The sequence below is a fragment of the Streptomyces sp. NPDC004031 genome (genome assembly GCF_053604375.1).
The window spans coordinates 189,138-214,782 of the sequence record NZ_JBSGHL010000001.1 but is presented as its reverse complement, the minus strand read 5'-3'; the positions used below and the strand labels follow the sequence as shown (position 1 = coordinate 214,782).

Sequence of the window (25,645 nt, the reverse complement as noted above, 5' to 3'; positions counted from 1 at the left end):
CCCTTCCTCCAAGACGGCACTTTCCCCTCAGGTGGTGAGCCCCGAGTGACCACACCCACCCCCGGCGAACGGGGCGACCTGCTCAACCCGGCCTGCCCCACCCGCCAGTTGCTCGACCGCATCGGCACCAAGTGGACCTCGATGACCGTCAAAGTGCTGGCCGAGCAGACCCCGGACGAGCTGCGCTTCGCCGAACTGCGCCGCCGCATCCCCGGCATCTCCCAGAAGATGCTGTCCGTCACCCTCCAGAGCCTCGTCCGCGACGGCCTGGTCGCCCGCCGAGTCGAACCCACCGTCCCCCCGGCCGTCCACTACCGCCTCACCGACCTCGGCCTCTCCCTCGAAGTCCCCCTCTCCGCACTGCGCGTCTGGGCCGAGACCCACATGCCGCAGATCGCCCACAACAACCACACCGCCGACACCCCCTCGCCCTGAGCTGCCGCTAGCGCCCCTGAACCCCCACCGGCAGGCAGCCGCCGACGAGACCTGGGAGGGGGACGGTGCGGGGTGCCCCCGCAGGAATGCGCTGTCGGTGGCTCACCAACACGGCAAGAGGCCGAACGCGCATTCCGAGGAGGTGCCCCGTGGCGGCCCCCGACCCACCCCCAGGAGGGAAAGCGCGATGCCCCGCCGGGTACCCCCCAGGGGCGCGTGGGGGTACCTCCCAGGCGAAGCTCTGGGGGAGAACGGCGCGAGCAACCCCCCACCGGGGGAAGGTCGCCCAGCGCACCGCACCACGCAGAACGAAGCGCCCCCCGAAATACCCGTACCGCCAAGGGCCGGCGCAGCGCAGAATCATCGCATGGCGGACATGAACGGCTTCCGCGCGGCCGCCACCGCGTGGGCCGCGGGCGGCCCCAGCACCCCCGCGGAGGAGTTGGCAGCGGAGCTGCCCGTGCGCGCAGCGGTCCTGCTCGAAGGACCCAGCGACGTGGCGGCCGTCGACGCCCTCGCGGAGCGCCGCGGGCGGGACCTGGCCGCCGAGGGAGTGTGCGTGCTGCCGATCGGCGGCGCCATGAGCATCGCCCGCTTCACCCTGCGGCTCGGCCCGCCCGGTCTGGGCCTGCGCCTGGCGGGGCTGTGCGACGCGCGCGAGTCCGGCTACTACGCCCGTGGCTGGCAGCGCGCGGGCATCCCCGCACCGGGCTTCTTCGTGTGCACCGCCGATCTGGAGGACGAGCTGATCCGCGCGCTCGGCCCGGACCGGGTCGCCGAAGTCGTCCGCGCCGAAGGCGACTTCCGCGCCCTTCAGACCTTCCGCGGCCAGCCCGCGCAGCGCGCCCGTCCGCCCGAGGCGCAGTTGCGCCGTTTCCTCGGCACGAAGAAGGGCCGCAAGATCCGTTACGGCCGCGCGCTCGTCGAGGCGCTGCCCGAGGACGGTGTCCCGGCCCCGCTGGAGGCCCTGTTCACGGCGCTGTAGAAGCGCTACGGCTGGCGCGGCGGCCAGGGCACGGAGGTCTCGACGGGGGCGGCGTAGTCGATGCCGGGGACGTCCCAGCCGTACAGGGCGCGGAACTGGGCGTAGAACCACGCCGGTCCCGCCGGCTCCGCGGCGAGCGCGGCCCCAGGGTCGGACCACAGCTCGCGGACGCGAGCCTGCACCGCGGGGTCCAGCTCCCAGCCGTCGAGGCGGATACGGTCCTGGTCGTCGAGGGTGAGCGCGGCCTCGTCCGTGAGCTGGGCCCACAGATCGACGGCCTGGTCGGCGGTGGTGCGCCAGCCGTCCGCGCCGAGGGTGTCGCGCAGCAGCGAGGTGTAGAGGGCGATCGAGGGGATCGCGGTCGAGGCCTGGGTGACGGCGGCGCCCGCGACGACGGTGAAGGCCCGCCCGCGCCCGGCGAGGACCTCCGCCTGGAGCCGCCGCGCGGTCCGCTCCAGATCCTCCTTCGCGGCGCCGATCGTGCCCTGCCGGTAGACGGGCGCGGTGATCTCGGAGCCGACGTAGGACAGGGCGACGGTGGTGAAGCCCTCGCCGAGCAGGTTCTCGTCGGCGAGCGCCCGCACCCACAGTTCCCAGTCCTCGCCGCCCATCACCTTGACGGTCGCGGCCCGTTCGGCGTCCGTCGCCGCCGTCAGGTGGACGCTGCCGACCTGCGGGACGCCGTCCTCGAAGAGCAGCGAGGGCGAGGTGTAGTCGGCGCCGATCGGCTTGATGACCGAGTGGTGGACCTCGCCGGTCGCCGGGTCGGTGCGGCGCGGTGAGGCGAGCGAGTAGACCAGGTGGTCGACGGGCCCGTACCGCTCGGTGAGCAGCTTGAGGACCTCCGCGCGGGTGCCGTCGGCGTACGCGTCGGCGTTGAGGAACGTCAGGTCGCCGCCGGACGCGCTGGCCAGTTCCGCCATCTCGGCGGTGCGGTACCACCCGGCTGTGGCGGTACGCCGCTCGGTGCCGCCGTTCTCGAACGCGACGCCGATGCCGCGCACCCCGTGCCGCCGCAGGCCCGCGAGCAGCACGGCCATCCCGTACCCGGCGCTCGACCCGAGCACCAGCACGACGGGCGCGCGCCCCTCGTGCGGTGCGGGCGGGATCGACTCCCACACCTGCCGCACGCTCGCGGCGCACCCGGCGGGATGCGAGTTGACGATCAGATAACCGCGCTGCTTCGGCGTGATCTGCTGCGGGCCCATGGCGGTGTCCTCCGGAGATCGCGGGCGGGTGGGGGCCGGTGCCCCCGGTGTCCGTGTGTCCGTTTGTCCGTTTTCCGAGATCGTATCCGGGTCCGTCCGCCCGGCCGGTGCGCCCGCGGCACGGAAGCGAGGTGGTGTCCTTGTCGGCGCCCGTCCTTGCCGCGACCGTGTCGGGCGCGGTACCCGCACATGCGGCGTCGCTACGATGGCCGATCGTGTCCGCGCGGGGCGGGCACCGAAGGGTGGTGCGGGCGATGCGGGACGACATCGAGGACTTCGCGCGGGTGGCCGGGGTACGGCCGCTGGCCGGCGAGGCGCTGCCCTGGGGCCCGGCCTCGGCGGCGGTGGACGTCACACTGCCCGCCGACTACCGGGCCTTCGTCGACGCCTTCGGCCCCGGCGAGCTGTACGGGCGGCTCGCAGTGGGCACACCGGGCCCGCTGCGGGACGGCTCGGACGGCACCGCCGCCCTGCGCGCGTACCTCGCGGACGCGACGACGCTGTGCGACGCGCTGCGCGGCCTGCGGCTCGAATACCCCGACGCCTTCCCCTACCCCTTCCACCCCGAGCCGGGCGGCCTGCTGCCCTGGGGCGGCGGCATCAGCGGCGAGCAGCTCTTCTGGCTGCGCCGCCCCGGCACCGCCCCGGAGGAGTGGCCGGTGGTGGTGTGGGACAAGGCGCAGTGGCGCGAGTACCCGCCGGGCATGGTCACGCTGATGCGCCTCGCCGCGTCCGGCGCCGACGACTTCCTGCGGGCCCTCTTCTACGACGCGGACGCGCCCGTCTGGACACCCCGCGACTGAGCCGGTCGGCCCCGCCGGTCAGACCGGAAAACGCCCCGCCTTCACATCCGCGACGAACGCGGCCCAGGCTCCGACCGGGAAGACCAGGGCGGGACCCTGGGGATCCTTGGAGTCCCGCACCGGAACCACGCCGGTGAAGCCGTCCGCGACCTCGACGCAACTGTCGGGGTTCGAGTTTCCGCTGAACGACGACTTGCGCCACGTGGCGGCGGTCAGATCTGGTGTGGAGCCGGACATCACTTGTAGTCCTCCAGCACGGTTCGCAGCAGTGCGAGGGAATCGGTAGTGGTGAGCGCAGAGTCCCTGAGCAGATCGTAGGCCAAGCGGAGCCGCTCCACCTCCTCACTTTCCTGCACCAACTGGCCGCTCCAGATGCTCTCGAAGTAGGCCACCAGCCGCCCGCTGGGCATCCACAGCAACTGCACGGAGTTGAAGACCAAGAGGTGTGGCCCGACTCCGAGCGGCACGATCTGGATCGCGATGTTCGGCTGCTGGGCCGCCTCGATCAGTCGCTCCAACTGTCCGGCCCACACTCGCCGGTCTGCGGTGGGGCGACGGATCGCCGACTCGTCCAGCAGGGCTCGGTACTGGAGCGGCTTGGGACCGGTGAGGCGATCCTGTCGCGCTATCCGTGCCTGCACCTGATCGGCGAGTACGTCCTCGCTCATCGGCCCGTTGAGCCGCAGCAGTGTTTCCGCGTACGCGGGTGTTTGCAGCAGGCCGGGCACCGTGCTCACGCTGAACTCATGGATGCTGGTTGCCTCGGCCTCCACGTCGCTGAAGCCCGCGAAGCGGTTGGTCTCCGCCTCCCGCTTGGCCAGGCGAAAGAGATCGACCAGCAAGTCGCCCGTCTCGTACGCCTTGTCCAGCAGGGCAGCAGCTTCGGCTGTGCCCAGCCGGGCGCCCTTTTCGAGCCGCTGGAGGTAGGACGTGTCGTACCGCGTCTTCTCGGAGAGCAACGCCAGGGTCCACCCCCGTCGCTCTCGGAGTCGGCGAAGCTCCCGGCGGTAGACCACACGAGCCGACAGCCCGTCAGTATTCTTCTCCCGCATGCGTATATTCGCACCCACTCTCTTTGCCTCACGCCCAGGCAAATGCCCACCGGCGTCCCGACCTCGGGGTTCCCACCTGCGCGCTAAGGGTGACGGGCGCGCGGGACAAAGCAGCTTTGTGCCGGTTCAAAGGGGCAATGCACCAGCCCTACCGACACTAGGTCACTTCACGCCACTCTGCCTACAGATCGTCAGATTCCCATCACGCAGAGGCGGCCCCCACCGATGGCTACGGCATCGAACCCCTTCACCCCCGCGCAGATCCTGTGGCCCGCCACACCCCGCGGCGTGCATCAGGCGCGGCACTCGCTCGACCGGCAGCTCACCCGGTGGGACATGGAGGATCTGGTCCCGGAGGCCGGGCTCGTCCTCACCGAGTTGATGACGAACGTGCTGCGGCACGCGGCGGTGGCCGGGCGGAAAACGGGGGTCAGCGTGCTGCGCGTACCGGGTGGGGTGCGGATCGAGGTGCATGACGCGCGGGGGCGGGCCGAGGGTGTGCCGGTGGTGCGGGAGGCGGCGCCGGAGGCGGAGAACGGGCGGGGGATGACGGTCGTGGACCGGGTCACCGGGCACCGGTGGGGGGTCACGGACCGTGTCGGTCCCGGCAAGGTCGTGTGGGCGGAGTGCGTGCGTCCCGGCACGTGACGGCGTACGCCCAGGCGTGCGCAGTGCGCACACCCGCGCGTGGGCGTCAGCGCGGCGGCTGCGCCCGGATCTTGGCGAGCAGCCGCCACAGGACGTCGTTGCGGTCGCTGTCGGCGGGGAGTCGGCCGACGCGGGCCTCCAGGCCGGTGACGTGCTCCACCCGCAGCCTGCCGACCCCCACCGTGTCGACGACGGCGATGATCGCGTGGAGGCCCCAGTACATGCTGAAGGCGATCTCCTCGTCGCCGAGCACCGCCGGGACGAGGTCGTCCAGGTAGGTCCCGTCGGGGCGGGCGTAGAGGCGGGCGTAACCGGCCAGCCGGGTGCCGGGGTCGGGGGACGTGAGGGCGGCGCGGACGTCGAAGTCCTCGCGCTGCCGGGTCGCGGTGACGAGGTCGGCGAAGATCTGCTCCATGCGGTCGGTGCGGTCGGGGCCGCGCGGGGTGGCGCGCTCGCGCGTGTACGCGTCCGCCAGGCGCTCGACGCTTCCGGCGGCGGGCCAGGCGGAGGTGTCCGCGTAGGCGCTCGGCGTGCCGGTGTCCTCGCCGGACCTCGTGACGAAGGCGATGCGCGCGGTGCGTGACGCGTCGTCCGCCGTGCGGCCGGCCTGGGCGGAGCGTTCCTCGGCGGCCTCCACGCGTTCGGCGAGCTGCCGGTACTGGAGCTTGGTGCCGCCGGGCAGCTCGATGCTGTCGAACAGGTCGCCCAGCCACGGGACGACGGCCACGGCGAGGAGCACGACGGTGATGCCGTCGATGCTGATGCCGGGCCTGACCATGTGCACGAGCGCGGCGGCCACGGCCGCGCAGGTGACGACGGCGGCGACCACGTCCCGCCTGCGCCCGCGCCGCCCACGGTCCGGCCGGGGGTTCTCCGACCGGCCTGCTCCGCCTGATCCGCCTGCTCCGTCCGCCATGCGGGCCACCCTGGCAGACGCCGCGCCGCCCGCGCGAGCGGATCCGGCGCTCGGTCCCTGCGCGAGCAGCGTGGCAGAAGGACGCCCGTCCGGGCGGCGGGGGCCGTGCCAGGATGGCCGGATGGGGAAGCACATGGCGGTGCGGCGGCTCGACCTGGGGTACTTCGTGCGGCCCGCCGAGGAGGTGGGCGGGGCGCGGCCGCGCGTCGAGCCCGTGCTCGGGTACCTCGTGCGGCACGAGGAGGGGCTCATCCTCTTCGACACCGGCATCGGGGACGCGGGCCCGGAGACCGAGGCGCACTACCGGCCTCGGCGGCGGGCGCTGCCGGAGGCGCTCGCGGCGGCCGGGGTCGGCCTCGACGACATCTCGCTGGTCGTCAACTGCCATCTGCACTTCGACCACTGCGGCGGCAACCCGCTGCTGGCCGGGCGGCCGATCCTGGTGCAGGACGTCGAGCTGGCGACCGCCCGGCGCGGCGGCCACACCGTGGACGCGCTGGTGGACTTCCCCGGCGTGACGTACGAGGAGCTGGAGGGCGAGGCGGAGATCCGCCCCGGGGTGTGGGTCGTGCCGACACCCGGGCACACCGCGGGCCACCAGTCGCTGGCCCTCCGGCAGGACGACGGCACGGTCGTCCTCGCGGGCCAGGCCCACGACTTCGCCTCGGACTTCGCCTCCGACCAGCTGGCCCGCGAGGCCGCCCGCGACGGTGTGCCGCCACCGCTGCCCGGCTACGCCCCCTGGCTGGACCGCCTCGCGGACTTCGACCCGCGCCGGGTGCTCTTCGCGCACGACTGCTCGGTGTGGGAGCCGTCGCACGTGGCGGTGCGCTGAGGGGCCCGCCCGCTCGCCCCGGGCCCGGGGCGAGCGGCCGCCTCCCGGCGCCGGACCGGACGAGGCCCACCGCTCGCGCGGATCAGGCGCGGAGGAACACCGTGGGAAACGTGTACCGGTACTCCTCGTCCCACGTCAGGCGGCCGTCCTCGCCTCGTGCGAGGGCTCCGCAGTCGCACTCCCGCTCCGGGTCGCCGACGCGGAAGGCGGTCGGCGGGTGGAACATGCAGTAGTCGCACCGCACGTAGGCGTCGGGCCGGGAGAGCCACGCCTCGGCGGTCCGCGGGGAGTCGATCCGGCCGGCGAACCGCAGCGGTGTCCCGTCCTCCGCGGTCACGGCCAGCGGCCGGTGGTTCGCGTGGCTGCCCGGGTGGTCCGAGGGGTAGGTGTCGGCCTTGCCCCCGCCGACGTACAGGCCGAAGTCGTCGTATCCGGCGGGCAGCAGGTCCTCCGGCGACCCCCGGTGGAGGGGCTCGAACATCGCGCCCTGGCCGTCGTCCACCGCGATCCAGTACGCGAAGGTGGAGCGCCCGTCCCGGTGCACGTCCTGCTCCGGGCAGCGGCTCACCCACACCTGGCACCCCGCGCCCCGCATCGCCGCCACCTCGCGCGCGACGAACGCCTCCGCCGCTTCCCGCACGGTCACCAGGGAAACCCCCGCTCCCGCGCCCTCCCCGCCGCCCGCAGCACCCATCGCCGACCGCCCCCCTCGTGTTCCCCGAATGCGCCACGAGCCTAGAGGCTGCCTCGGACACCGGCCTCGCGTCCTAGGATCGGCGGCGGCGCCGCGGGGTCGCGGCCGGGGAGGAGACAGGGTCATGGGCGCGTTCGACGTGCCGCTGGAGGACGAGCGGACGCAGCTCGACGCCTTCGTCGAGGACTACCGGAGCGCCGTCGAGGCGGCTCTCGACGGGCTGACGGAGGAGCAGGCGCGGCGCCGTCTCGTGCCGTCGGCGACGACGCTGCTCGGGCTGGTCAAGCACGTGACGTGGATGCAGCGGGTGTGGTTCGAGGAGTGCGTGGGCGGGCGGCCACGCGGGGAGATGGGGGTGGTGCTGGGGCCTGACGAGTCCTTCCGGCTCGGCGACGGCGACACGGTCGCGTCCGTCACGGCCGCCCACCGCGAGGCCTGCGCGACGGCCCGCGCGCTGGTCGCGGGCATGCCGCTGGACACCGTCGTGACCGGGCACCGGATCGGACCGCGCACGCTGCGCTGGGTGTACCTGCAAGTGCTGCGGGAGCTGGCGCAGCACTGCGGGCACGCCGACATCCTGCGCGAGCAGGTGCTCGCGGGCTGAGGTCCGGGCGGGGAGGGGCGGGGCGGGCGGCAAACCGGTGGAGGTCACCGGCGCGGGTCCGTACCGTCACCGGGATGACCTATGTGAGCCCCCTGGGGTATCTGCTGGGCGTCGAGGGCGCCGCGCTGCTGCGCGGGCTGCGGGAGGGGAGCGCCGACCGGGCGTTCGTCGAGGCGCGCGTCGCGGAGGTGCGGGCGCTGCTGGACGACCCGGCGCTGGGCGGCGGCGTCGAGGCGGCCGAGGGCGGGATCGGGGTGGGCGAGGTCTACCGGGAGTGGGCCGCGCACTACGACTGCCCCGGCAACCAGATGATCGACGTCGAACAGCCCGTCGTCCGGCGGATCCTGGACGGGCTGCCGGTCGGCACCGCGCTCGACGCGGCCTGCGGCACCGGGCGGCACACCGCGTACCTGCGGGAGCTGGGGCACGACGTGATCGGCGTGGACGCCTCGCCGGAGATGCTCGCGCACGCCCGCACGCGGGTGCCCGAGGGGGACTTCCGGGAGGGCGAGCTGCGCGCGCTGCCCGTGCCGGACGCCTGCGCGGACACGGTGGTATGCGCGCTCGCCCTCACGCACGTGGCCGAACTCGCCCCCGTGCTAGCCGAGTTCGCGCGGGTGCTGCGGCCCGGCGGGCATCTGGTGATCTCCGACGCCCACCAGCTGTCGGCCTACCTGCGGCCGACACCGCTCCGCCGTCCCGGGCCGGACGGCGGCGCGTCCCTGCTCACCGAGCACCACCGGCCGCTCAGCGCCTACCTCGCGGCCGCGCTCCCGCTCGGCTTCCGCGTGCTGGCCTGCGAGGAGCCGCGGCGGCCGCGGCCGTCCCTCGGCCCGGCCCCGCAGGAGCTTCCCGGCCACGTCTCGTGGGGTCTGCTGCACCGCTGCCCGGAGGCGGCGGCCGCGGCGCTGGACGGCTCGCCGGTCGCGGTGGTGTGGCACCTCCGGCTCGACGGCGCGAACGGCCCGAGCGGCCCGAGCGGCCCGAGCGATACGAACAGCCCGAACGGATAGGGGAAGCGCATGGAGATCGTTCCCGCGACGGTCGCGGACCTGCGGCAGGTGCTCGCCGACCACCACCGCTACTGGGGCGAACGCGACCTGCGCGCCCTCCATCTCACCGCCCTGGTGCAGGAGTTCGGCGACACCTGCCTCACCGCCCGCGCAGCGGACGGCATCCGCGGCTACCTCGTCGGCTTCGTCACCCCGGACGCCACCGGCTACGTCCACCTCATCGCCACCCGCGACGACACCCGCGGCACGGGCCTCGGCCGCACCCTGTGGACCGCCTTCGCGCGCGCCGCGCAGGCCCGCGGCGCAGTGCGGCTGAAGGCGATCACCTCGCCGGGCAACACCGGCTCGATCGCCTTCCACCGCAGCCTCGGCTTCACCACGGAGACCGTCGCCGACTACGACGGGCCGGGCGTGGACCGCGTCGTCTTCCGGCGCGAACTCCCCCTCCCCGCACGCCCGTAGCGGCCGCTCAGTCCCACCAGAAGCGCCACACCGGGTCGGCGACCAGCTGGTTGGCCGCGTACTCGGTGAGGATCTCGTCCTCCTCCTGGACGATCGTGTCGGAGGAGAAGGCGAAGTGCTCGGCCGCGACGCGCTCCGCCTCCTCCGTGGTGCGGGGCGGGGCGGCGACGGAGAGGATCACCGTCTCGTGGTCCAGGCCCACCAGGCGGGTGCCGAAGCGCTCCTCCCAGGAGGCCAGGACGGCGGTCAACTCCGGCCCGTCGTACGGGAAGAGACCGGCCACGTCGGGGCGGTCCAGCAGCGCGGCGGCCTCGGCCGCGCGGTGGGGGCGGTCCAGCGCGAAGGCCGGACGCGCCCCGACGATCCCGTGCTTCAGGTCGCGCTCGTACTCCTTCGTACGGCGCTTCTGCGCCTCCCGCACGTCGGCGAGGACATGCGCCGCCAGCTCGTCCGGATCGGCGTCCCACGGCCGCGCGCGGGCCGGTGCCAGGCCCGGCCAGCCGTCGGCGAAGGGGGCCACGATCTCCTCGTAGGAGTCCGGTTCGCCGTACAGCGCGACGAGCCGGGCCCGTACCTCCGGGTCCGTCCCGTCCCCCTCCGCCGACGCGGCGGACTGCGCCGCGTAGGCCGCCCACTGCCGGGCCAGCACCTGCTCCGCTGTCGTCTCGCTCACACGCAGGAAGCTATCCGACCCCACTGACATCCGGCAGGGACAGGTACAGGCGGGTGCCCGTGCGGCGGAAACCGATACGGGCGTAGACGCGTGCGGCGTCCGGGCCGGAGGACTCCAGCCACACCGAGGACGCGCCGGACGCGAACAGCGCCGAGGTCAGGTCGGCGGTGACCGCGGCGGCGATGCCGCGGCCCCGGTGGGCGGGGCGGGTGCCCAGGCCCGCGAGTTCGGCGGTGCCCACGGCGGGCGCCGAGCAGGAGCCGCCGCCCGCGCAGCCCGTACCGTCGGGCAGCCGCACGAAGCGCACCGCGCCGCCCGACTCCTGGATGCGGCGCAGCCGCTCCACCCCTTCGGCGGAGGACACGGGCGGGCCGCCGAACGCCTCCCCGAGGGCCGCGTCGAGCGCGGCGAAGTCCGCCTCGGCGCAGGGGGTTTCGACGCGTACGGACGCGGCCGGCGCCGTCAGCGTGGCCGGCGTGCACACGAGGTAGTCGTGCACCGCCTCCGTGCGGAAGCCCGCCGCGCGCAGGGCGGGCGCCACGGCGGGCGCCGCCTCCGGCGCGAACTCCAGCCGGGGCAGCAGCCCGCGCTCCCGGAAGGCGGCGACCAGTGCGGCGACGTCGTGCGCGGACGGCTCCGCGCCGGGCAGCGGGGTGGCGTAGTTGACGGCGGGGCTGTCGGTGCCCGGGTCGAACCCCGCGACGAAACCGCCGACTTCGGTGGCGGCGGGCCTGCGGCGCAGGTGGGTGACGGCGAACTGCTGGACAAGGGTGTCGTCCATGGTGACGGGTGACCTCACGGATTCTGCGCGCGGACGTGCGCGCGCACGGGAAGGCAGGGCAAGGACGCGTCGCCGTACGCCGCCCGGACACGGTGGTCCGGGGGTACGCGGGACGCGTGGGGGTGTGCTGCCGCCGTCGCGGGGTGCTGCGCCGGAACTGCTCAGCGCGCGCGGCGGCCGGTGCGGCTCGCCGGGTCCATGGGCGTTCGGTCCTTGCCGTGAGTGAGGTCGGGGGACGTGCGCCGCTCACCCTCGCACGGGGGCCCGCGGCCGTCAACGGAAAAACGGCGTTGTCAGTGCCCCCTGCCAGACTGCGGGCATGACGACCTGGGAGCGGTTCGAGGAGGAGGCGGGCGAGCTGGCGGCAGCCGTCCGCGCCCGGTTCGGTGCGGGGCAGACCCATGTCCTGGCCACCCTGCGGCGGGACGGGTCACCGCGGGTGAGCGGCACGGAGATCGACTTCCGCGGGCCCGACCTGTCGTTCGGCTCGATGCTGGGCGCGGTCAAGGCCCGCGATCTGCTGCGCGACGGGAGGTGCGCGATACACGCCCACCCGTACGGGGACGGGGACGGGGACGCGAAGGTCGCCGGTGTCGCGGTGGAGGTCACCGGTGCGGACCGGGCCGCGTACACGACCGGCTCCGAACCCCCCGGCGGCTTCCACGCCTTCCGGCTCGACCTCCACGAGGCCGTCCTCACCCGGGTGGTGGGCGAGGAACTGGTCATCAGCGTGTGGCGGCCGGGCCGCGGCGTGGCGACGCACCGCCGGGCATAGCCCGTCCCCGGCGCGCGGGAGTCAGGAGGACGGGCCGGGGGGATTGCGTGGCGTCGCCGGGGCTCGGTGGACATGGAGCGGGAGGCCGGCGGGGGTGTGGCGGTCCACCAGGTCTAGCTGTCCCGGGCGTCCTGGACGAAGCGGAGCATGTTGCCCGACGGGTCGAGGAAAGCGCAGTCGCGCAGGCCCGCGTGCCGGTCGGCGGGCTCGCGCATCACGTCGGCGCCCGCGGCGGCCAGGTGCTCGAAGAGAGCGTCGCAGTCGCCGGTCCGGAAGGCGATCCGGGCCAGCAGGCCCTTCGCCGTCAGCTCGTCCAGCGCCCGCCGGTCCGGTCCGGCGGTCCCGGGCTCCGCGGCGGGCGGGACGAGCCGTATCCGCACGTCCGGCTGGGACGGCGGCGCGACGCTCACCGCCCCGCCGGGCCCGGCGTTCGCACGCACGTCGAAGCCGAGCACCCCGTGGTAGAACGCCAGCGCCTCGCACACGTCGCGCACGGCGAGGTCGGTCCCCGCGACCCGGAGGTTCACGCGCCCCCGCCTCCCGGGCGGGGGGCCGGGGTGAAGACGACCTCCGCCGTGGCGAGGCGGTGCTCGTCGGTGTCGATGGCGATGCGGGTGATGGCGCCGCTGTCGTCGATGGTGAAGTCGAAGACGGCCCGCGGGCGGCCGCGGTGGGACCAGACGGCGGCCGCGACACCGTCGACCAGGGCCGGGCGGGCGGCCTCCGCGCGGCCGGTGAAGAAGGCCGCGACCGCGTCCGCGCCGCGCAGTTCGCCCACCACCACGTCCGGGTCGAGGACGTCGAGCAGCGCGTCGAAGTCCCCTCCGCGGGCGGCGGCCAGGAAAGCCGCGACGACCTCCTGGCGGGCGGGCCGCGCGGGGCCGTCCGCCGCGGCCCCGCGCACCCGGCGCCGCGCCCGGCTGGCGAGCTGGCGGGCCGCCGCCGGGGAGCGGTCGATGACGGCGCCGATCTCGTCGAAGGGCACGGCGAAGACGTCGTGCAGGACGAACGCCAGCCGTTCGACCGGGCTCAGCGTGTCCAGCACCACCATCAGCGCGGCACCGACGGAGTCGGCGAGCAGCGCCTCGTCCTCCGGCCCCGCCCCGCCGCCCCTCCCGGGCGGCGGCTGCGCGGGCTCGGGCGGCAGCGCCCCCACCGCGTCCTCGGGCCGGGCGCGGCGGGCTTCGAGCATGTTCAGGCACACCCGGGCGACGATCGTGGTCAGCCAGCCGCCCGGGTTCTCCACCGCGTCGGTGTCGGCCCGGCTCACCCGCAGCCACGCCTCCTGCACCGCGTCCTCGGCCTCGCCCGCCGAGCCGAGCATCCGGTAGGCCATCGCCCGCAACCGTGCCTGGTGCTCGGCGAACCGCTCGTCCAGCCAGCTCTGCTCCGCCATCTGTCACATCCTTCCGACCGCGCCTGTCATATCCGTTTGACCGGCGCGGCGGCGCCGACGTGACGGGGCGGGCCCGAGCCCGCGCCCACCACCGCGACCATCACCAGGAGAGAACCGTGTCATTGCAGGTGAACGCCATCATGCTGGGCGTCCAGGATCTGGACCGTGCGAAGAAGTTCTACGCCGAGGGCCTCGGCTGCTCCGTCGACAAGGACACCCGCCACTTCGTCTCCCTCCACCTCGGCGAGGGCGGCCCGCAGCTGGCCCTCTACGCGTGGGAGGCCGCGGCGGCGGACGCGGGGGTGCCCGCCGAGGGGTCCGGCTTCCGCGGCGCGTCCTTCCACGTCAACCCCGACACCAGGGCGGCGGTGGACGACCTGGTCCGGGCCGCGGCCGACGCGGGCGGCGCGGTGGTGCGGGAGCCCGCGGAGGCGCAGTGGGGCGGCTACTTCGGGTACTTCAGCGACCCGGACGGCTACCTGTGGAAGGTCACGACGTACGCCTCCTGAGCGTATTTCCGCCGCCGGGGCGCGGACCCGCCCGCCGACGCGCGGCCGCGCCCCGGGCGCGGGCGGCACGCTGGGCCGCGAGGGGGCGGCTCAGCGTGTTCGGCGGGGGGAAGGGAAGGGAGAGGCCATGCGCTTCCGGGCGCTCGTGGAACCACCGGAGCCCATGCGGGGGCTGGAGGTTCCCGAGGACGTCGTGACCGCGCTCGGCGCGGGCAGACGGCCGCGGGTCGCCGTCACCGTGGGCGGCCACACCTGGACGACCCGGGTCGCGGTCATGCGCGGCCGCAACCTGCTCGGCTTCAGCCGGGCCAACCGTGAGGCCGCGGGCGCGGCCACCGGCGACGAGGTCGAGGTGTCCGTGGCCCTGGCCGCCGACCCGCCGCCGGTGACCGAGCCCCCCGACCTCGCCCGCGCCCTGGACGCGGACCCGGCGGCACGCGCCGCGTACGACCGCCTCTCCCCCAGCGCCCGCCGACGCCACGTGCTGGCGGTGGAGGGCGCGAAGAAACCGGAGACGCGGGAGCGGCGCGTCGCCCAGGTGCTGGCCGCGCTGCGGGACGGCTGACGCCCAGCCCCTCCGGGGACGGGTCAGCGTCCGCCGCCTGCGCGGAGGTTCGCGCGGTCGGCCGCCGACTCGCCCTCCGACCAGCCCGCCGCGTCGCGGGCGCGCAGCCGGGAGGTGGTGGTGGACGGGAAGAGGCGGCGGGTGGTGTCCTCCACCGCGAGGGCGCGGGACGCCAGCGCCGGGAGCAGACCGGGGGCGGACGCCGCGGAGGCGGACTCCTCCGCGGCGGTCGCCTCCGTCAGACGGGCGCGGACGCGGGAGGCGTACGCGATGAGGAAGGACTCGCGGAAGTCGCGGGAGCGGGACACCCGGCCCGCGTGCAGGGCGCGGTCGGCCTGGACGAGCAGCGAGGTGTAGAGGATCTCGGCGGCGTCGAGGTCGGCGCTGTGGCCGACGACCGTCGCGAAGCCGTAGTCCGACGACCACACCGACTGGCAGCGGTTCGCCTCCGCGACGGCGTCCAGCAGCAGCGCCTTCGCCCCCTCGTACGGCCGGTCCACCCCGATCCGGCGCGCCCCCGGGCCCTCCCCGGCCGCCGCGCCGAGCAGCGCCGCGTCGATGCTGTGCCGGGCCATGAGGTGCTGCGCCTTCGCCGACAGCGCCTCGGCCTCCTCCGGGAAGCCGGTCGACTCCGCCTTCGCGAGCAGCGCCCGGATGCGGGCGAGCATCTTCCCCGTCCCCGGGGGCGCCTCGGCGCCCGGCGGCCGCAGCGCGGGCAGCCGCGGCAGCCGCCCGTACAGCCGGAGGACCTCGACGCACACGGTGGCGGCGGAGAACCGGTCGAGCCTCTCGTCCCGGGCGAAGCCGGTCATGACGCCGGGGGCGGCGTCCGAGCCGGCGTTCAGCGCCGCCGCCAGCCGTTCGTGCCGGGCGCCCAGCTCGCGCGCGACCATCCGCAGCAGATCCTGCGGCTCCCACCCGCGCCGGGCGCAGCCGCCCACGACGTCGGCGGCGCGGCGCCCGGCGGCGGCGTCCCAGTCGCCCTCGGCCGCCAGCACGGACGCGGCCGCGTCCACCTCGTCCTCGCCGCCCCCGAGCGCCCGCGCGTACGCCGCCGCGAATACGTCCTCCACCTGGCCATTGTCCCCGGCTGCCGGTCGGTGCCGCGCACACCCCACCGGATCGTCACGTTCCGCATATACGTGATAACGGATTGCTCACCCTTTCGTCAACCATCCCGCCCCGGCCAAGAACGGCCGACTATCCGCCAGCCCCACCACCCTCTCTTGCACCGTGCGCGACAGCGACGAAACGATGAATTCACGATCCCGACACCTCAGAATCACCCGCATTCCACGGGTGAATTTCCTGTGTCCCGGGATTGACGGCGCACCCATCAGGGAGGCGCCCGAAAAGAGAGGGAAAAATGCGAACGAAGCGATTCAGCGCCCTGGCCGCAGGCAGCCTGCTCCTCGCCGCCACCGGAGCCTTCACGGCCTCGACGGCGGAGGCCGCCACGCCGACGGCGTCGTCGGTGTCGCCGGCCTACACGGACGGCTGCCTGACCGGGCGCGTCGTGTCGACCGCGGCGAACCTCCCGATCAAGTCGTCGCCCACGCTGACGGCGGGCACCATCACGACCGCGCAGGTGGGTGACCAGTTCAACTGCCTCACCTACACGACGGGCGACCGCTACACCGCCTGCGGCCACAGCAACGCCAACGGATGGCTCGTCATCTATTTCAACAGCGGCCAGCGCGGGTATTCCTACGAGACGTGCTGGGACGACGTCTTCTAAACCCCCCGGAGGCCGGGCACGATTTCCCGTGAAAGCCGGAACGGCGGAATCCGAAAGGAATCCGCCGTTCCGGTGCTCTGTGCATTTCGCGCGCGGGCGGCTCAGTCCGCGTGCTCCCCCTGGGCGACCTCGATCGTGCCGTGGAGGTCGTGGGCGGCCTCCAGGGCGCAGGCCGCGGACAGGGCGAGGCAGGCGGCGAGGGCGGTCGCGACGGTCTTGGGGGCGCGGGGGGCACGGGGGTGGGACAGGAGGGCGGCGACGCGGCGGGGGACGGGGCCCGCGGCCACCGGGAGGGCGGTACGGGGGCGGGCCGCGGTGGGGCGGGCGGCGAGGGCGGCGCGGCCGATGGCGCGGGCGGCGACCCGGCGGTCGCCCACGGCGGCGGCCGCGGACTCGTCGGCCCAGCGTTCGAGGGCGTACGACAGCGGCGCGCGCAGCGTCCGCAGCGCCGGGTGGCAGGCGGCGGCGAACGCGAGGGCGGTCAGGAAGTGGTGGTGGCGCCCGGTGAGGTGGGCCCGCTCGTGGGCGAGCAGCACCTCGCGTTCGGCGGGGTCGAGCGCGCGCAGCATGCCGGTCGTGACGACGATCCGCCCGGGGCGGCCGGGCAGCGCGTACGCGTCGGGCCCGTCGTCGTCGAGGACGGTGAGGTCGCCGCCCGCGGGCCCGGCGGCGTCGGCGGCGCGCCGGGCGCGCAGGGTGGTCCGTACGCGCTGCCGGTAGGTGCGGGTCAGCGCGGCGCCGACCGCGCCGAGCAGCCCGGCGGCCACGCACGCGGCGGGCACCGTCACCTCGCCCCCGACGACGGGCAGCACGAGGTGGCCGAGCGCCGCGACCGGCGGCAGCCGCAGCGCCCCCGCCCCGGCGAGCAGCGCGAGGGCGGCGGTGCTGCACGCGGCGAGCGCGACGGCCGACCCGGCGAGCAGCCAGGCGGCGGCGCGCGGCGCCATCGCCTCGGCGAGCCGCCGGGCGGCGGGCGCGGCGAGCAGCGGCAGGACGAGCGGCAGCCAGACGGCGTAGTTCACCGGACCCCACCTCCGGCTGCGCCGGCGTGCCCCGGGGTCATGCGGTGCCGTCCGGCGTGTCGGGCGGGGTGGCCTGCGCCAGCAGCTCGCGCAGCAGGCGTTCGTCCGCCGGGTCGAGTTCGGAGACGAAGCGGGCCAGGACGGTACCGCGCTGGCCCTCCGCGGACTTGTCCAGCTCGGAGCGCATCCGCCGGGCGGCCAGGCCCGGCGGGTCCTGGGCGGGCAGGTAGGCGTAGCCGCGGCCCGCGCGGGTGCGGCTGACGGCGCCCTTCTCGTGGAGGCGGGCGAGGATCGTCGTGACGGTCGTCCGGGCGAGGTCGGCGCCGAGGTCGCGCTGTACGTCGGCGGGGGTCAGCGGGCGGCCGTCGGCCGCCCACAGCGCGGCGAGCACGCTCGCCTCCAGTTCGCCCGACGGGCGGCGGGCCGCGGCCGCCCGGGAGTCGGGGGAATCGTCCCGCGACCCGCGGACCCCATACGCCTCCGGCATGGAATCGCTCCTTCCCGCTCGTTCGTCTACAGTTCTGTAGACCGACTACACGACTGTAGACGGTTGGGGCGCGGCACCGCGCCCCGGAACCCATTATGGGAGGGCTCCCCCGTCATGCTCCTGCCGATCACCGCGTCAGGTCCCCTGCCGGTGCCGCACGAGGCCGGCGCCACACTCGCCGTCAACGTCCTCGACGCGACCTCCCTGCTGTCCTCGTTCGGCGCCCTCGGCATCGCCGTCGTCCTCTTCGCCGAGACCGGCCTGCTCGTCGGCTTCTTCCTGCCCGGCGACTCGCTGCTCTTCACCGCGGGCCTGCTGTGCGCCTCCAGCACCTCCGGCAGCGTGCACCTCACCCTGTGGCAGGTGCTCCTCGCGTCCGTCGCGGGCGCGCTGCTCGGCGCCCAGACCGGATACGTCCTCGGCCGCCGCGGCGGCCCCGCGCTGCTCGCGAGAATGAAGAACGCCCGGCTGCACGAAGGCGCCGCCCGCGCCGCCGAACTGCTCGACCGCTACGGCCACGCCAAGGCCGTCGTCCTGGCCCGCTTCGTCCCCGTCGTCCGCACCGTGCTCAACCCGCTCGCGGGCGCGCTCGGCGTGCCCGCCCGCACGTTCGCGCTGTGGCAGGTCGTCGGCGGCGCGGTGTGGAGCGCCGGACTCGTCCTCGGCGGCTACGCGCTCGGCTCGTCCGTACCGCACGTCGACACCTACCTGCTGCCGATCGTCGCCCTGATCGTCGTCGTCTCGCTCGCACCGCTCGCCCGCGAGGTGCTGCGCGGGCGCCGCGCCGCATCCACCTCCGCCGCGGGCACCCGCGCCGAGACCCCCGCCGCCCCGCCGTCCAGGGAGGACGCATGACCGCCACCTTCGACGCAGGGCTCTACCGCTGGGTCGTCGGCCTCGCCCACCGCACCCCCGCCCCGCTCGACGACCTCGTCCGCCTCTTCAGCGACTACGGGCTCGGCATCTTCGCCGCGCTCATGCTCACCGTGTGGTGGCGGGCACGGGCCGCCGACGACCGGCGCATGGCCGCGGCCCTGTGCGTACCGCTCGTCGTCGTCGCCGTCTTCCTCGTCAACGACGGCGTCAAGTCGCTCGTCGCCGAGCAGCGGCCCTGCCAGACGCTGCACGTCACCTCGACCGTCGAGACCTGCCCCGGGATCGGCGACTACGCCTTCCCCAGCAACCACTCCGCCATCGCCGCGGCCTGCGCCGTCGCCCTGCTGCTCGCCTGGCGGCGGGCCGGGATCGTGGCCGTGCCCGTCGCGCTGCTCATGGCCGCCTCCCGGGTGTGGATCGGCGTCCACTACCCGCACGACGTGCTCGCCGCACTCGTCCTCGGCGCACTCGTCGCCTGGCCGCTCGCCCTCGCCTCACGCCGCGCCGCCCCGCTCGTCGCCCGGCTGCGATCCACCCGGTGGCGCGCCCTCGTGGGCGCCCCCGCGTAGCGGCCGCCCCCGCGCAGGGGGCTCACGGACGGCGGTCCCGTCCCGGACCCGTGTCGGCGGGGCCTGGGACGGGACCGCCTCACTTCTCAGTAACGGTCCAGGATCGTCTGCGTCTTGAGGATGTCGCCGTGGTAGAGCCAGCCGTGCGCGTCCGCCACGGAGACGGCGTCGGCGTGCAGTTGGGCGGCGTCCGCGTAGTCGTCCACCTTGAAGGACACCTCGACGACGTACTCCGTGCCCGTACCCGCCGCGTTCCGCACCGGCAGCACCTCGATGCTCGCGTCGTCCGAGGACTCCCAGGCCCCCTCCCACACCTGCGAGGTGACCGGGCCGTGCACCACCGACGACTGGAGCGTGTTCTTGCCCCAGTTCGACGACTTCCAGTCCTCCAGCTTGCCCGGGACCTCGTTCACCAGCCACGACAGACCCGTGCTCGCGGCGGGCATCGACGTACCCGAGTAACCGCTGCCGCTGTGGCTCTTCTCGTCGCTGAAGCTCAGCGTCTGCTTGGAGTAGCCCCAGTCGACCTCGGCGTCGTAGTTGTCGTCGCTGCTGTCGAACCCGGCGGCGTTCGCCGTGTCGAGCGCCGCGTCGATGTCGCCGCCCGTCACCGGGAAGCGCTTCTTGTACGACTCCTCGAAGTCCTTGCCGGACTTGTGACGCAGCCGTACGTCCCAGCCCTCGGCGTTCAGGGCCAGCCCGGAGGTGTCGAAATACTCGTAGGAACGGGCCTTGGACGAACCCGAGATCCCGAACGCGGACTTCACCGCCGAGGTCGGGGCGTGGGAGGAGTCCAGGGCGGACGCGGTGAGGTCGATCTTGACCTCGTAGGTCGGCTTCGCGTTCGACGCGGCGGTTGCCGGGGCGGCGGGAACGATGGCGGCTGCGCCGCTGAGGGCGAGCAACGTCACGAGCAGGCGCCTGCGGCGGGCGTGGGAGGAAGTGGCCATGCCCGCACGGTGTCGCCTGGCGGCGAGCAGGGGGTTCACGCCGGGCACCCCCCGTATGAACGCTTCCCGTCACGACGGTGGGCTTCGCGCCTCGGGTTGCCTCTTGCGGTGGCGTCCGCGATCGTCCCGCCGCCGTGGCTTGTCGCGCAGTTCCCCGCGCCCCTAAAAACGCGTACCCCCACTGGCAGGCAGCCGCCCCACCGTCCTGGAGGGGGACGGTGCGGGGTGCCCCCGCAGGAATGCGCTGTCGGTGGCTCACCAACACGGCAAGAGGGCGAAGGCGCATTCCGAGGAGGTGCCCCGTGGCGGCCCCCGACCCAGCGGCGGCGCCGCGTAAGGGGCGCGGGGAACTGCGCGACAAGCCCCCCACCGGCAGGAGGTCGCGCGGCGAACCGCAACAAGCACCCCCGGGGCGAACCCCCCGCGGCGGGGAAGCCGCACGCTCCACCGCAAGGGCAACCGGCGGGGGGGGTCAGCCGCGGAGAGCGGCAAGGCGGCGGAGTGCGGGGCCCGCGCCGGAGGCGAGCGCGTGGGCCTCGGCCCGGTAGTGGTCGGTGACGAGCGCGTCGACGTCCGCGTCCGTGAGGGACGGATGCAGCCGGGCCGTGAGCCGGTTCATGTCCCGGTAGGAGCCCTGGAGTTGGAAGGGCTCACCGCCCGCCCCGCGGGCCACCGCCCCGATGTACTCCGCGTTGACCGCGAGCAGCACGTCCCGTACGTGCAGCGCCTGCCCCAACACGGCGGTGACGGCGGCGAGTTCGTCCGGCTGGTACGGGTACGCGAGCGTGTCGGCCCGCGCCAGCGGGTCGTTCGCGGCGAGCCGCAGCAGCACCGCGAGGTCGCCGCGGTCGCGCCCGGCGAGGGGCGCGAGGACGGGGTTGGCGGTGAGCGCGTTCTCGACGTAGCTCAGCGCGAAGACCTCCTCGCGCCCGCTGAGGACGTCCCCGAGGTTCCAGACGTCCGCCCGGTTCGCGAGCATGTCGGGCACCCGGAAGAGCGTGCCGGACTCGGTGTAGGGGTTGCCGGACATGCAGACGGCGAAGCGTTTGCCGCGCAGCTCGTACGTGCCGCCGGGGCCTTCGATGCGCCGGGTCGCGTCGCACAGCGGGATGAACTTCTGGAGGAGTTCGGGCGAGGTGTGCTGGATGTCGTCGAGGTGCAGCAGCACGTTCGTGCCGAGGGAGAGCGCGAGGACGAGCTTGTCGACCTCGCGGCGGGCGGTCGCGTCGGGGGCGCGCTCGGGGTCGAGGGAGGTCACGCCGGTGCCGAGCGCGGGGCCGGAGACGGTGACGAGCGCGAGCCCGAGGCGGGAGGCGACGTATTCGACGAGGGTGGTCTTCCCGTAGCCGGGCGGCGACAGCAGCATGAGCAGGCCGCCCGCGGAGCCGAACTGCTTGGCGAGGCTGTCCCCGACGAGGGGGAGGTAGACCTCGTCGATGAGCCGGTTGCGGACGAAGTCGGTGAGCGGGCGCGGCCGGTACGCGGCGAGTCCGAGCCGCTCGCGTTCGGCGGCGACGACGGCGGTCCGGTGCCGCTGGTACGTGCGGTACGCCGGGACGTCGTCGGCCTCGAAGCGGCGTACGCGGGTGAGGAGTTCGTCCAGGCGCAGCGTCAACGCGCCCTGCCGGACGCGGGGGTGGGAGCCGAGCAGGCCCTCGACGGTGGTCTCGACGGGGCCGCCCGCCGGGTAGCTGTCGCCGGGGCACAGGAGCGCCGCCGCGGCTTCGAGGTGGTCGCCGTAGGGCCCGGCGAAGGGGGCGAGCCAGCCGAGGGCGAGCTGCCAGCGGGCGGCGAGGTCGCCGCCGAGCGCGTCGAGGTCGCCGAGGACGTCCTTGTACGGGACGGCGTCGGTGCCGCCGAGCGCGTCCGAGAACCGCCGGGCGACCTCGTCCGCGCCGGGCCCGGCGACGAAGCCGGGCTGCTCGGCGGCGAGTTCGGCGACGAGGTATTCGCCGAGGAGGCCGGCGTCGGGGAGCGCCAGTCCGGTGGCGCCGAGGAACTCCCCGGCGGCGGAGGCGACTTCGGCGCCGAGGGCGGACAGCGCGGCCACCCCGTCCGCGCCGGACACGCCCGCCCCGAAGGCCGCCGCCCGGGTGAGCGAACGCGCCCGCGTCGTCCACGCGGCCCGCGACACCGGGGTGGTCCCGTACCCCCAGTAGAGCCGCGCGGCCGCCCGCACCCCCGGCGGATACCGCAGCAGCCCGGCCCCGCGCGCGAGCGCGCCGAGCGCCGCGAGCAGCAGCGCCGCGTCGTGATCGTGCACCCCGCGCTGATACCCCTCGTCCACCCGCGCGGCAACGGCGTCCCGCACAGCGGCCTCGGCCTCGGCGAGCGCGTCCCCTCCGCCCGGACCGCCCGTACCGGCCGCCGCCCCGGCTCCCGGCGCAGGCGCGAGGGCGCCGAGGCCGCCCCCGACCGCCCGCACGGCCCCGGCCGTCGTCCCGGCTGGCGCACCCGCGCCTCGCGGTCCGGCGGCCGCTCCGCCGAAAGCGCCGCCGTCCGGGGCAGTGGGGGCGGTGGCCGTTCCCGCCGCGCCGGAGGCGTTCGGCAGGGCTCGCAGCAGGAGGCTCGCCGCCAGGTATTCCGCGCGGTAGAGGGCGGGGGTCTCGGAGACGAGGGGGCGGGTCCAGAAGCGGCGGGTCTCGGCGAAGGCGGGGTCGGTGACCGGGGAGAGGTAGTCGGTGCCGGTGACCGTGAAGGCGAGGGCGTCGGCGTGCGGGACGAGGGCGAGGTCGAGGGGCTGGGTGTTGACGGCGAAGCGGTGGCGGCCGAGCCGGATGGTGGCGCCGCCGTCCTCGTAGAGGTCGGCGCGGTCGCGCAGGGTGCGGGCGGTGTCCTGGCGGGCGGCGGCGAACGACTCCGCCAGCTCCGCCGCCTTCGCCGGGTCGCCCAGCGACCGCAACTCCTCGCCGATGCGGCGGTGTTCGGCGGCCAGCGGGTCGGCCGCGAACAGCGTGTTGACCGCGTCGGCCGAGTCCAGCGTGGCCGCGCGGCGGCGGATCGTGTCGAGGATGCGGTCCGCGGAGGCGGCGAGCCGGGCCACGCGCTGGGCCCGTTCGTCGGCGAGGGCCTGCCGGCGGGCGGTGAGGGTCTGCTGGATCTCGTCCCGGCGTTCGGCGAGCGCGGCGATGCGGTCGGGTTCGGCGGCGAACCGGGTCGTGAGGCTTTCGACCTGGACGAGCAGCCGCCCGAGGTGCAGGTCGCACGCCTCGGGGGTGTCGGCGGCGGCGAGCGCGCCGCTCACGCTCTGGGCCAGCAGCGCGTTCTCCGCGGCGAATTCCGCGGCGCTCTCCGCGCCGAGCAGGTCGCGGCGGCGGGTGTCGAGGACGGCGCGGGCGCGGTTGACCGCGCCGAGGACGTCCGCGGCGGAGGCGAGGATGCGGGTGCGGACGGTCGCGTCGGAGATCTCCAGACCGCCCGCGGTCTCCGTGACGGTCGCCAATCCGGCGGCGAGCGCGTCGAGTTCGGTGGCGAGCGCGTCGCCGCCCGCGGCCGTTTCCAACTCGGCGGCGCGGAGGGCCAGATCGGCGGCCCGGTCGCGGAAGGAGTCGAAGGCGTGCTCGTCGGCGAAACGGTCGGCGGCGCGGGACGCGGCTTCCGCGAGTTGGGCGGTCAGGGACGCGGCCAGCTCGTCGAGGCGGCCGAGGTCGGCGTACCGCGTCTCGCGCAGGGTCACCAACCGGCCCTGCGCGGCGCGCAGTTCGCCGAGCCTGTCGACCCAGTCGGCGGCGGTCGCGTCCGCGGTCTCGCCCCGCACGCGGCGGACGAGTCCGGCGACGTGCGCGGCGGCCTCCTCGACCGCCGCCGCGGCCCGCGCGGTGGCCTCCCGTACCCGGGCGTACTCGGCGAGCACGGCCCGCGCGGTGTCCCGTACGGCGAGCAGCGGCCCGGCGAGGTCGCGGACGGCGGTGCGGGCGGCGCCGGAGCCCGCGGAGGGTCCCGCGCCCGTCCCGCCGCCCGGCGCGGGGGCGGAGACCCCGCCCGCGGGCACCTGCTCCAGGCCCGTGTCCACGTCGATCGCCGCGAGCCAGTGGTGGCGGTCGAGGACGCGGTCGCAGGAGGCGGCCAGCGCCTCGTAGACGGCCGCGCCCGGTGCGGTCTCCAGGGCGGCGCGGGCCACCGACAGGGCGTCGGAGACCGCACGGACGAGGTCGGGGTTGCCGATGCGGGCCAGCGGGCCGTCGGCGGCGGGGCGGGACGCCGCGTACATGTCGCTGACGAAGGGCGTGGTCCAGCGCTGGAGGGTGTGGACGCGCGCGGGCTCGTCGCCGTCGGCGGGGCGCAGCGTCAGGAGGGTGCCGTCGTCGTGGAGGGCCCAGCCGCGCGCGGTGAGCGGGGCGGCGACCTCCTTGCGGATGAGGTTGTACGGGAGCAGCAGCCGGCGGCCCTCGGCGTGGAAGACGTAGAGCACGTCCTCGCCGTTCGCGGCGCGCACGAGCCGCTCGAACTCCAGTTGCTCGCCCGCCGTTTCGAGGTCGAACGTGCGGGTGCCGCCGGTCGCGAGGGCGTAGCCGCCGGGGAAGACGACGCCCTGCTCCTCGGGAAGCCGCAGGCACGCCTGGCCGAGCGCGTCGATGCGATCGACCTGCTCGGTGCGGGTGTTGACGGCGAAGTGCCGTGCGGTGTCCTCGTGGTAGGGGCGCACGCGCAGCAGCAACAGCGGCTCGGCGGCGGCGTAGTGGATCTCGGCGTCGGCGAGCGACTGGAGGGCGTCCTCGACGGGCTCCTCGTACGCCGTGTCGCCGACGCCGATGGTGAGGGTGCCGCCGGTGGGGTCGACGGTGACCCCGCCGATCGCGAGGTGCGGGTGCCGGCCGGGCACGTGCGTCTCGCGCCCGGCGGGCGTCCAGACGACGGTGTGGCCGCCGTCGTCGGTGGGCGTGTCGCGTGTGGTGCCCTCGTACGTGCAGGTGCCCGCGCGCTCGTCGGTGCGCCAGGCGAGCGCCTTGACGTCGGTCGCGGAGGGGCCCGTGCGGAAGACGGCGAGCAGCCGCCCCTCGGCGGCGCGCAGCCGCAGCAGCCGGGTCTGCCGGTAGTAGCGGTAGAGCTCGCGGAAGTCCCGGACGAACTGCGGGTCGTCGAGCAGGCCGGGGACGGGCGCGTCGCCGTCGCGCAGCCGCAGGACGTCACCGACGTCGGTGACCTGCGCGGGGTTCGCCGCGAAGAGCAGCCGCCCGGCGACGGGGGCGATGTCCGCGGGGAGCGCGGGCTGCGCGGTCGCGACCCGCTCGCTGCCCGCGAGCCGCACCTCGCCGCCGCCGAACACCGCCTGCCGCGCGCCGTTCAGCGCCCCGGCCCGCGCGGCCAGTTCCCGCGCGGCGCCGCCCAGCCGCTCGCGCAGCACCTCGTACGCGTCCGCGTCCAGCCCGTCCCCACCGGCCCCGCCGGAGGCGGGCGCCCCCGCCGTACGCGCACTGCCGGAGCCGGGCGCCTGCGCGGCGCCCGTACGGCGGGAGGCGGCGCCACCGGCGCCGGACGTCCCACCGGTGGCGGCGGCACCGCCGGACACCCCGGCGCCCGCACCCGTACCGCCCCCGGCCGCACCCGCACCCGTACCGCCGCCCGCACGGGCCCCCGTACCGCCGTCCGCACGGGCGCCCGTGCCGTCGTCCGCCAGGGCGCCCCGCTCTTGCCCGCTCATCGTCCGCC

Annotated in this window: 28 protein-coding genes; 14 read left to right on the top strand and 14 right to left on the bottom strand. The window is 75.3% G+C overall.

Annotation, left to right across the window (positions count from 1 at the left end; all coding sequences use genetic code 11):
• The first annotated feature begins 45 nt into the window (after positions 1–45).
• Together ACWERV_RS00955 and ACWERV_RS00950 are read left to right on the top strand one after the other, a co-directional pair.
• A complete protein-coding gene (locus ACWERV_RS00955; protein WP_398176562.1) occupies positions 46–435 on the top strand; it encodes a winged helix-turn-helix transcriptional regulator in 390 nt (129 codons plus the stop codon).
• A gap of 367 nt (positions 436–802) precedes the next feature.
• Positions 803–1,420 carry a TOPRIM nucleotidyl transferase/hydrolase domain-containing protein gene (locus ACWERV_RS00950; protein WP_398176560.1) on the top strand — a complete coding sequence of 206 codons (618 nt, stop codon included), beginning with the start codon at positions 803–805 and terminating at the stop codon, positions 1,418–1,420.
• 5 nt (positions 1,421–1,425) lie between these two features.
• On the opposite strand, the gene ACWERV_RS00945 is transcribed toward ACWERV_RS00950, so the two are convergent.
• The gene (locus ACWERV_RS00945) at positions 1,426–2,628 is read right to left on the bottom strand and encodes an enoyl-[acyl-carrier-protein] reductase FabV (protein WP_452927056.1); all 1,203 of its coding nucleotides are present in this window, start codon (positions 2,626–2,628) and stop codon (positions 1,426–1,428) included.
• Positions 2,629–2,843: 215 nt separating this feature from the next.
• Between ACWERV_RS00945 and ACWERV_RS00940 the strand changes: the two genes are divergently transcribed.
• On the top strand, positions 2,844–3,431 hold the full coding sequence (locus tag ACWERV_RS00940; RefSeq protein ID WP_452927054.1) for a hypothetical protein: 588 nt from the start codon (positions 2,844–2,846) through the stop codon (positions 3,429–3,431).
• Between the two features lie 18 nt (positions 3,432–3,449).
• Here the strand turns inward: ACWERV_RS00940 and ACWERV_RS00935 are convergent, their stop codons facing one another.
• Positions 3,450–3,668, bottom strand: a complete 219-nt coding sequence (locus tag ACWERV_RS00935; protein ID WP_452927051.1) for a DUF397 domain-containing protein — start codon at positions 3,666–3,668, stop codon at positions 3,450–3,452.
• Positions 3,668–4,483 carry a DUF5753 domain-containing protein gene (locus tag ACWERV_RS00930; protein WP_452927048.1) on the bottom strand — a complete coding sequence of 272 codons (816 nt, stop codon included), beginning with the start codon at positions 4,481–4,483 and terminating at the stop codon, positions 3,668–3,670. The genes ACWERV_RS00935 and ACWERV_RS00930 overlap by 1 nt, the downstream gene beginning before the upstream one ends.
• A gap of 225 nt (positions 4,484–4,708) precedes the next feature.
• Here ACWERV_RS00930 and ACWERV_RS00925 point away from each other — a divergent pair, with 225 nt between their 5' ends.
• Positions 4,709–5,131, top strand: a complete 423-nt coding sequence (locus ACWERV_RS00925) for an ATP-binding protein (protein ID WP_452927045.1) — start codon at positions 4,709–4,711, stop codon at positions 5,129–5,131.
• Between the two features lie 46 nt (positions 5,132–5,177).
• On the opposite strand, the gene ACWERV_RS00920 is transcribed toward ACWERV_RS00925, so the two are convergent.
• The gene (locus tag ACWERV_RS00920; RefSeq protein ID WP_452927042.1) at positions 5,178–5,960 is read right to left on the bottom strand and encodes a hypothetical protein; all 783 of its coding nucleotides are present in this window, start codon (positions 5,958–5,960) and stop codon (positions 5,178–5,180) included.
• 208 nt (positions 5,961–6,168) lie between these two features.
• Between ACWERV_RS00920 and ACWERV_RS00915 the strand changes: the two genes are divergently transcribed.
• Positions 6,169–6,882, top strand: coding sequence for an N-acyl homoserine lactonase family protein (locus ACWERV_RS00915; RefSeq protein ID WP_452927039.1), 714 nt, complete (start codon positions 6,169–6,171; stop codon positions 6,880–6,882).
• A gap of 82 nt (positions 6,883–6,964) precedes the next feature.
• On the opposite strand, the gene ACWERV_RS00910 is transcribed toward ACWERV_RS00915, so the two are convergent.
• Entirely contained in the window at positions 6,965–7,528 is a 564-nt protein-coding gene (locus ACWERV_RS00910) for a hypothetical protein (protein WP_452927036.1), read from the bottom strand.
• A gap of 172 nt (positions 7,529–7,700) precedes the next feature.
• On the opposite strand from ACWERV_RS00910, the gene ACWERV_RS00905 reads away from it, so the two are divergent.
• The 3 genes from ACWERV_RS00905 (at position 7,701) to ACWERV_RS00895 (ending at position 9,655) form a co-directional block, all read left to right on the top strand.
• Positions 7,701–8,180, top strand: coding sequence for a DinB family protein (locus tag ACWERV_RS00905; protein ID WP_452927033.1), 480 nt, complete (start codon positions 7,701–7,703; stop codon positions 8,178–8,180).
• 74 nt (positions 8,181–8,254) lie between these two features.
• Positions 8,255–9,193, top strand: coding sequence for a class I SAM-dependent methyltransferase (locus ACWERV_RS00900; RefSeq protein WP_452927030.1), 939 nt, complete (start codon positions 8,255–8,257; stop codon positions 9,191–9,193).
• A gap of 9 nt (positions 9,194–9,202) precedes the next feature.
• Positions 9,203–9,655 (top strand): N-acetyltransferase family protein, encoded by a 453-nt coding sequence (locus ACWERV_RS00895; RefSeq protein WP_452927027.1) that lies wholly within the window; start codon positions 9,203–9,205, stop codon positions 9,653–9,655.
• A 7-nt stretch (positions 9,656–9,662) separates the two neighbouring features.
• Here the strand turns inward: ACWERV_RS00895 and ACWERV_RS00890 are convergent, their stop codons facing one another.
• Together ACWERV_RS00890 and ACWERV_RS00885 are read right to left on the bottom strand one after the other, a co-directional pair.
• Complete coding sequence (locus ACWERV_RS00890; RefSeq protein ID WP_452927023.1) at positions 9,663–10,328, bottom strand: DUF4253 domain-containing protein; 666 nt, start codon at positions 10,326–10,328, stop codon at positions 9,663–9,665.
• Between the two features lie 10 nt (positions 10,329–10,338).
• Positions 10,339–11,109 carry a GNAT family N-acetyltransferase gene (locus tag ACWERV_RS00885; protein WP_452927020.1) on the bottom strand — a complete coding sequence of 257 codons (771 nt, stop codon included), beginning with the start codon at positions 11,107–11,109 and terminating at the stop codon, positions 10,339–10,341.
• Positions 11,110–11,428: 319 nt separating this feature from the next.
• Here ACWERV_RS00885 and ACWERV_RS00880 point away from each other — a divergent pair, with 319 nt between their 5' ends.
• Positions 11,429–11,884 (top strand): pyridoxamine 5'-phosphate oxidase family protein, encoded by a 456-nt coding sequence (locus ACWERV_RS00880; RefSeq protein WP_452927017.1) that lies wholly within the window; start codon positions 11,429–11,431, stop codon positions 11,882–11,884.
• Positions 11,885–11,997: 113 nt separating this feature from the next.
• Here ACWERV_RS00880 and ACWERV_RS00875 read toward each other — a convergent pair whose 3' ends face one another.
• Together ACWERV_RS00875 and ACWERV_RS00870 are read right to left on the bottom strand one after the other, a co-directional pair.
• Entirely contained in the window at positions 11,998–12,411 is a 414-nt protein-coding gene (locus ACWERV_RS00875) for a VOC family protein (RefSeq protein WP_452927014.1), read from the bottom strand.
• Positions 12,408–13,280 carry a sigma-70 family RNA polymerase sigma factor gene (locus ACWERV_RS00870; RefSeq protein WP_452927011.1) on the bottom strand — a complete coding sequence of 291 codons (873 nt, stop codon included), beginning with the start codon at positions 13,278–13,280 and terminating at the stop codon, positions 12,408–12,410. The genes ACWERV_RS00875 and ACWERV_RS00870 overlap by 4 nt, the downstream gene beginning before the upstream one ends.
• 116 nt (positions 13,281–13,396) lie before the next feature.
• Here ACWERV_RS00870 and ACWERV_RS00865 point away from each other — a divergent pair, with 116 nt between their 5' ends.
• Together ACWERV_RS00865 and ACWERV_RS00860 are read left to right on the top strand one after the other, a co-directional pair.
• Entirely contained in the window at positions 13,397–13,789 is a 393-nt protein-coding gene (locus ACWERV_RS00865; RefSeq protein ID WP_398176520.1) for a VOC family protein, read from the top strand.
• A gap of 127 nt (positions 13,790–13,916) precedes the next feature.
• On the top strand, positions 13,917–14,354 hold the full coding sequence (locus ACWERV_RS00860) for a YdeI/OmpD-associated family protein (protein ID WP_398176518.1): 438 nt from the start codon (positions 13,917–13,919) through the stop codon (positions 14,352–14,354).
• Positions 14,355–14,377: 23 nt separating this feature from the next.
• Here the strand turns inward: ACWERV_RS00860 and ACWERV_RS00855 are convergent, their stop codons facing one another.
• Entirely contained in the window at positions 14,378–15,427 is a 1,050-nt protein-coding gene (locus ACWERV_RS00855; RefSeq protein WP_398176516.1) for a DUF2786 domain-containing protein, read from the bottom strand.
• Between the two features lie 293 nt (positions 15,428–15,720).
• Here ACWERV_RS00855 and ACWERV_RS00850 point away from each other — a divergent pair, with 293 nt between their 5' ends.
• A complete protein-coding gene (locus tag ACWERV_RS00850; RefSeq protein WP_452927006.1) occupies positions 15,721–16,092 on the top strand; it encodes a hypothetical protein in 372 nt (123 codons plus the stop codon).
• A 101-nt stretch (positions 16,093–16,193) separates the two neighbouring features.
• Here the strand turns inward: ACWERV_RS00850 and ACWERV_RS00845 are convergent, their stop codons facing one another.
• Both ACWERV_RS00845 and ACWERV_RS00840 read right to left on the bottom strand, forming a co-directional pair.
• The gene (locus ACWERV_RS00845; protein WP_452927003.1) at positions 16,194–17,114 is read right to left on the bottom strand and encodes a M56 family metallopeptidase; all 921 of its coding nucleotides are present in this window, start codon (positions 17,112–17,114) and stop codon (positions 16,194–16,196) included.
• 37 nt (positions 17,115–17,151) lie between these two features.
• Positions 17,152–17,601: a BlaI/MecI/CopY family transcriptional regulator gene (locus ACWERV_RS00840; RefSeq protein ID WP_398176512.1), complete on the bottom strand. Its 450-nt coding sequence runs from the start codon at positions 17,599–17,601 to the stop codon at positions 17,152–17,154.
• 114 nt (positions 17,602–17,715) lie between these two features.
• Between ACWERV_RS00840 and ACWERV_RS00835 the strand changes: the two genes are divergently transcribed.
• On the top strand, positions 17,716–18,456 hold the full coding sequence (locus ACWERV_RS00835) for a DedA family protein (RefSeq protein WP_452926999.1): 741 nt from the start codon (positions 17,716–17,718) through the stop codon (positions 18,454–18,456).
• A complete protein-coding gene (locus ACWERV_RS00830; protein ID WP_398176508.1) occupies positions 18,453–19,046 on the top strand; it encodes a phosphatase PAP2 family protein in 594 nt (197 codons plus the stop codon). Before ACWERV_RS00835 ends, ACWERV_RS00830 begins: the two co-directional genes overlap by 4 nt.
• 86 nt (positions 19,047–19,132) lie before the next feature.
• Here ACWERV_RS00830 and ACWERV_RS00825 read toward each other — a convergent pair whose 3' ends face one another.
• Positions 19,133–19,996, bottom strand: coding sequence for a hypothetical protein (locus ACWERV_RS00825; protein WP_452926996.1), 864 nt, complete (start codon positions 19,994–19,996; stop codon positions 19,133–19,135).
• Between the two features lie 472 nt (positions 19,997–20,468).
• A complete protein-coding gene (locus ACWERV_RS00820; protein ID WP_452926993.1) occupies positions 20,469–25,637 on the bottom strand; it encodes a DNA repair ATPase in 5,169 nt (1,722 codons plus the stop codon).
• Positions 25,638–25,645 lie beyond the last annotated feature (8 nt).